At 45.1% G+C, this 6,372-nt stretch carries 3 protein-coding genes; all 3 read left to right on the plus strand.

Annotation, left to right across the window (positions count from 1 at the left end; genetic code table 11):
* Positions 1-540 precede the first annotated feature (540 nt).
* The 3 genes from O9290_RS01750 to hpsP all read left to right on the plus strand — a co-directional run bounded on the left by O9290_RS01750 (position 541) and on the right by hpsP (position 5,989).
* Positions 541-3,111, plus strand: coding sequence for a DUF3536 domain-containing protein (locus O9290_RS01750; RefSeq protein ID WP_002757810.1), 2,571 nt, complete (start codon positions 541-543; stop codon positions 3,109-3,111).
* Between the two features lie 137 nt (positions 3,112-3,248).
* Positions 3,249-4,496, plus strand: coding sequence for a tryptophan synthase subunit beta (trpB, locus tag O9290_RS01755; RefSeq protein ID WP_288058763.1), 1,248 nt, complete (start codon positions 3,249-3,251; stop codon positions 4,494-4,496).
* Positions 4,497-4,816: 320 nt separating this feature from the next.
* Positions 4,817-5,989, plus strand: coding sequence for a hormogonium polysaccharide biosynthesis glycosyltransferase HpsP (hpsP, locus tag O9290_RS01760; RefSeq protein ID WP_288058765.1), 1,173 nt, complete (start codon positions 4,817-4,819; stop codon positions 5,987-5,989).
* The last annotated feature ends 383 nt before the right edge of the window (positions 5,990-6,372 follow it).

Raw genomic sequence — 6,372 nt, forward strand, 5'->3', positions numbered from 1 at the left:
GACTTTCAAAAACCTTGCATTATCCTTCTTGTAGTACATCGCTTGGTACACAAAACAAGGGCAACAAAGCCTGAAACGACTGGCTACTGACGACCGGCTACTGACTCCTACCCCCAGGAAAAACTTTTTCAGCAGACCCTACTTAGGGTTAGCTGAATAAATCTAAAAACCTTGTTGGGTAAGACTTTTAGACTTTTTGTCAATCAAAAAGTACCAGATATGGGAGTGGTCGGGGGGAAAATTCCTGGACTTTTTCCCTGAAAATTAGGTAATTTACCCGATGAAAATGGGTAAAACCCCACACCCCACACCCCACACCCTACACCCTGCCCCTAGGAAAAACTTTTTCAGCAGACCCTACTTAGTGCTGTGTATAGAGAAGTTGCGAATTGTTAACCCTAGCTTTGCTAAGAAAATAAAATGTGATATTGTGACCCCAAGGCCGTGAAAAACGGCCAGGTTTTCAGTTTTTTTAAACATCAGGTCGCTACATTCTACAGCTATTTTCGCTCAAAAAAAAACGATTTTCTAGGCATTTCTATGACTTATCTTGTTGAACATCCTTCTACAACCTTTTATTCCTATACCGATACGGGGGTCGATCCCCTGAAAACCGCTCACGGAGTTTATATCACGGTTCACGGACATTTTTACCAACCACCGCGAGAAAATCCCTATCTAGACAGAATTGAACGGCAACCGAGCGCCCATCCCTTCCATAATTGGAATGAACGCATCCATCACGAGTGTTATCGTGCCAATGCTTTTGCGCGTATTTACAATGATCGGGGGGAAGTGATCAAAATAGTTAATAACTACGAATATCTCAGCTTTAACATCGGGGCCACCCTCATGTCATGGATGCAATCCCATGATCCCGAAGTTTACCAACGCATCCTGACAGCGGATCAAAAAAGTTGTCAACGCTTAAACGGTCATGGTAACGCCATCGCCCAAGTCTATAATCATATCATTCTGCCCCTAGCCAACAAACAGGACAAATACACCCAAATTCGCTGGGGAAAAGCCGATTTTCAGCATCGTTTCGGCCGTGATCCCGAAGGAATGTGGTTAGCGGAAACAGCCATTGATTTAGCCACAGTGACAGCTTTAATCGATGAAGGGATTAAATTCACCATTTTAGCCCCTTCCCAGGCCCTGCGCTGTCGTCCTTTCCCTAGCGACCAGGATCCCCATCCCCAATGGCACGCGGTGGCCGGAGGTCAAATCGATCCCACCCGTCCCTATCGCTGTTACATTCCCGATGGTCGTTATCTGGATATTTTCTTCTACGATGGTCCAATTTCTCGGGATATGGGCTTTAATGATGTCCTAGCCAGCAGTGATTTTCTCGTCGGTCGTCTGGGACAGGCAATTAAAGGGGATCATCGTCCCTCCCAGTTAATCAGCGTCGCTACCGATGGGGAAACCTTCGGCCACCACAAACAGGGGACAGAGAAGTGTCTTAGCTATGCTTTTACGGAATCTTTCCCTAAAAACGGCTGGACAGTCACCAATTTTGCCCATTATCTCAGTATTTGCCCCCCGACTTGGGAAGTGGAATTAAAACCCGTGACCGCTTGGAGTTGTGTCCATGGCGTAAATCGTTGGCAGGATGACTGTGGTTGCGGGGGAGGGGGAAATTACCAGCAAAAATGGCGTAAACCCCTGCGGGAGTCCCTAAATTGGCTCAGAGATGAGTTGATTAAGGTATATGAGATTCAAGGACAGGAATTTTTCCGCGATCCTTGGCAGACAAGGGATGACTACATTGCAGTTATTTTAGATCGATCCCCAGACGCGATCGAACATTTCCTCGCCCTGCATCAAAGTCGCAACCTGAGTAAAAGCGAGAAAATCGATGCTTTGCGTTTATTAGAAATGCAAAGACAGGCTTTATTGATGTTTACCAGTTGTGGCTGGTTTTTTGAAGAAATTTCTCGACCTGAAGGTACGCAAATTTTGAGATATGCTGGCCGGGCCCTGGAATTAGCTGGAGAAGTAGCTGGAATTCAATTAGAAATGAATTTCCTCAGTCGTCTAGCTTTCGCTCCCAGTAACGTTAAGTTATATCAAGATGGGGCTGATGTCTATCGACAATTGGTCACTTCTGCGCGGGTCGATTTGGAACGGGTGGCGGCCCATTACGCTATTAGTTCCCTATTTACCAATTATCCCAGTCATCATCGGATTTATTGTTATAATACCCGTCAATTAGATTATCAAAAACAAGCGATCGGGTCTTTAACTTTAGCAGTGGGACAGGTGGAATTAACCTCGGAAATTACCCAAGAAAGTGAACATTTTGTCTTTGCTGTTCTACATTTAGGAGGTTGGGATTTTTACTGCTGCATTCAACCGTTTAACAGTCGGTTAATCTATACCAATCTTAAGGATCATCTCTTTGAATCTTTACAACAGGCCAGTGTTTCGACCATGATCGTAGAAATGGGGCGCGGATTGGGAGAAAACTTCTTTGCTTTACCCCATCTTTTTGCCGATGAAAGACACCGGATCATGCAGAAGGTGACAGCCGAAACTAAAAAACGTCTCGATCAATTATACACCCAAGTTTATCGGGATAATTACGGCATTTTAGCGGCTTTCCAACGGGATGAGCTGCCCGTACCTCAAGAGTTACAGGTAGCGGCCGATATTGCCATTTCTCATCGTTGTTTACAGGTGATTAATGCCCTAGAAAAAGATTTTGAGCAGCGGCAAGCAACGGAAAATAATCTCGATCAATTATTTGCTATTGCTAAGGAGGCCAATCATTTACACTGTCAATTAAATATTCCCGAAGCGCGTCAAACCTTAGAAAGTTTGCTCTGGCAATCTCTTGGGAAATTATTACACGATGGTGATCCTTTAACGGCGGAGGAGGATACTCGCTTAATCACCCGTTTAATTGAAGTTAGCCAACAATTAAAGCTAGGATTATCCCTCGATCGCTCTCAGGAATTATACTATTATTACTTCCATGGTCGTCTAGTTCTTAATTCTTTGCGGTCCAATTCAATAGATGCTGCCTGTCCCTGGCCGATGACTCAATTAAAATGGTTATTACTATTAGGACAGGTGTTAAAAGTTGATGTGAGTATTTGGCTGTAAAATCAGTCAAAGGGTGGGCAATGCTCACCCTTTGATGATTAAGTGGGTTAGGCGATGATTGCCCTGGAACTCAGGTTAACCCAGAGACTAAACCCTTAGATTTATAATGGATCATAAGTCTCTCATCGAAGGTTTACATGACTATCACGCCGATTTATGCCGCCTCAGCCGGCACAGCAACCCAGTATCCCGATGCTTTTGGGCGTTTTGGACGCTACGGGGGCAAATACGTCCCAGAAACCCTGATGCCAGCCTTAAGTGAACTAGAAACGGCCTATAATCAGTATCAAGACGACCCCGATTTTCAAGAAGAATTAAATCAACTGCTCAAGGATTACGTCGGTAGACCCAGTCCCTTATATTTTGCCGAACGTCTCACCGCCCATTATGCCAAAGCTGACGGCACTGGGGCGCAAATTTACCTAAAACGTGAAGATTTAAACCATACCGGGGCCCACAAGATTAATAACGCCCTCGGTCAGGTTTTATTAGCCAAACGCATGGGTAAAAAGCGAATTATCGCCGAAACTGGGGCAGGACAGCACGGCGTGGCCACCGCTACGGTTTGCGCTCGTTTTGGTCTAGAATGCGTGATTTATATGGGAATTCACGATATGGAACGCCAAGAACTCAATGTTTTCCGCATGAGACTGCTTGGCGCGACGGTGCAACCCGTGGCCGCCGGGACAGGAACCCTGAAAGATGCCACCTCGGAAGCGATTCGCGACTGGGTAACAAATGTGGAAACCACTCACTACATCCTTGGTTCTGTGGCCGGTCCCCACCCCTATCCGATGATGGTACGCGATTTTCATGCGGTTATTGGTCAGGAAACCCGTCAGCAAAGTCTGGAAAAATGGGGCGGTTCACCGGATATTCTCCTCGCTTGCGTGGGGGGTGGTTCTAATGCTATGGGTTTATTTCATGAGTTTGTTAAAGAAGCTTCCGTGCGTTTAATTGGTGTTGAGGCCGCCGGGGAAAGTATCGCTTCCGGAAAACACGCCGCCACCCTTACCCAAGGTCAACCGGGGGTTCTACATGGAGCAATGAGTTATTTATTACAAGATAGCGAAGGTCAAGTTATCGAGGCCCACTCAATTAGTGCCGGTTTAGATTATCCCGGAGTCGGGCCAGAACATAGCTTTTTAAAAGATAGTGGTCGCGCCGAATATTACAGTGTCACCGACAAGGAAGCACTAGAAGCTTTTCAACGAGTTTCCCGTTTAGAAGGGATTATTCCAGCCCTAGAAACTGCCCACGCTTTAGCTTATTTAGAAACTCTTTGCCCACAAGTGACCGGTAGTCCTCGCATTGTGATTAATTTCTCTGGACGGGGTGATAAAGATGTGCAATCGGTGGCTAAATATTTATCAATGAATGGTTAACAGTTATCAGTTATCAGTTATCAGGCTCTTCTAGGTTCTGTGTGATAAGTTTAACTTACATAGGGTCTGCTGAATAATGGTAAAACCCTTTTAAAATAAGGCTTTTGACCTGTTAAAGTCCGATGTTAAGTGGGTGGGTGGAATTAAATATAAGATGAACGTAGGTTGGGTTGAAGCATGAAACCCAACGCCTGCTCATGTTACGCTACCGCTAACCCATCCTACAAATAATTGTGCCTACCTACTTATATCGTGCAAATGCGCTAGTATTTAACAGTAAAGCCAACCTAGAACGGCGGGGTTTCTGACCCAATTTTTCGATGAAAATTCTTCAGATTGTTCCTTCGATTTCCCTTGTTTATGGTGGCCCCAGTCAAATGGTACTCGGTTTGTCAGCGGCCTTGGCGCAACTAGGCCAAGATGTGACCATTATTACCACCGATTCCAATGGTGACACGGGACAAGCACCCCTAGAGGTGCCTTTAGGGGTCCCTGTTAGTCAAAATGGCTATCAAATCTATTATTTTCGCTGTTCTCCCTTTCGCCGCTATAAATTTTCCCTTGATCTGTTTACTTGGTTGGCAAATAGGGCAAAAGATTACGATATCGCCCATATTCATGCCTTATTCTCCCCAGTGAGCAGTATATCGGCTTCGATCGCTCGTTACCGTCAACTGCCCTATATTCTCCGTCCCCTAGGCACCCTCGATCCGGCAGATTTGCAAAAAAAACGGCAACTTAAACAAATATATGCCAATTTTCTGGAAAAACCCAATTTAGCGGCGGCGGCGGCAGTTCATTTTACCAGTGAGCAGGAGTGTCAAACTGCCGAAAGATTTAATATAAAAACTAAGGATATTGTCATCCCCCTAGGGGTAGATTTTTTTAACCCACAAGCTCTACCCGTGGGTTTTGATCTTCCCGAAAATAAACCGATCATTCTCTATATGTCCCGTCTTGATCCGAAAAAAGGTCTAGATTTATTGCTGCCCAGTTTAGAAAGGTTGTTAGAAAAAGGCCTAGATTTTCATTTTGTCTTAGCAGGAGGCAATCCCCAGGACAGGGAGTACGAAAATCGGATTAAAAATCAGATCGAGCGGTCAATCTTGGGCAAAAATACAACAATTACCGGATTTGTGACCGGAGAAGTAAAAAATAACCTCCTCGCTAGGGCCGATTTATTTGTTTTACCTTCCTACTATGAAAATTTTGGCATCGCAGTGGCAGAAGCTATGGCTGCCGGAATTCCTGTGGTGATCTCGGACCAGGTGGATCTGCATCCTGCGGTGGCAGCAGCGGCTGCGGGATGGGTGACAGCTTGTCAGCTTGAGGATTTAACTAATACTTTGGCAACGGCTATCACTCATCCTGAAATTCGCCAACAAAGGGGGAAAAATGCCAAGGATTTAGTCTTAAATCAATATAGTTGGTCGGCGATCGCTGAACAGCTGTTAACTGTCTATGAAAATCTAGACAGACGGATTAAGATTTAGGCCATGAGGATAACCAGCACTAAAAATGCCAGTAGGGTTAAACCTGATTGCAGAAAGACGGGAAGCGCAAAAGAGTTCATAACAGTAGCTCACTTTTCTAGGGATGGCTCTACTTCCAATATACGCTTTCATCTCCGCTAATTCCTCATATTTCCGTCCCCAATGTCATCATCTCATCATTTAAGTAGGTAGGCGTTAAAAATTATCAGACACCACCCTTATCAAGGGGGGACTATAGGGTAGGGTTGATTCATGAATCAACCCTACTATGAATCAACCCTAGTACTAAGGGGGGATCGAAGCTAAAATCCATTTTTAATTTAATTAGGGTCTGCTGAAAAAGTTTTTCCTGGGGGTAGGAGTCAGTAGCCGGTCGTCAGGAG

Source organism: Microcystis sp. LE19-41.2A (genome assembly GCF_027530405.1).
In the GTDB taxonomy this organism is placed as follows: Bacteria; Cyanobacteriota; Cyanobacteriia; order Cyanobacteriales; family Microcystaceae; genus Microcystis; species Microcystis aeruginosa.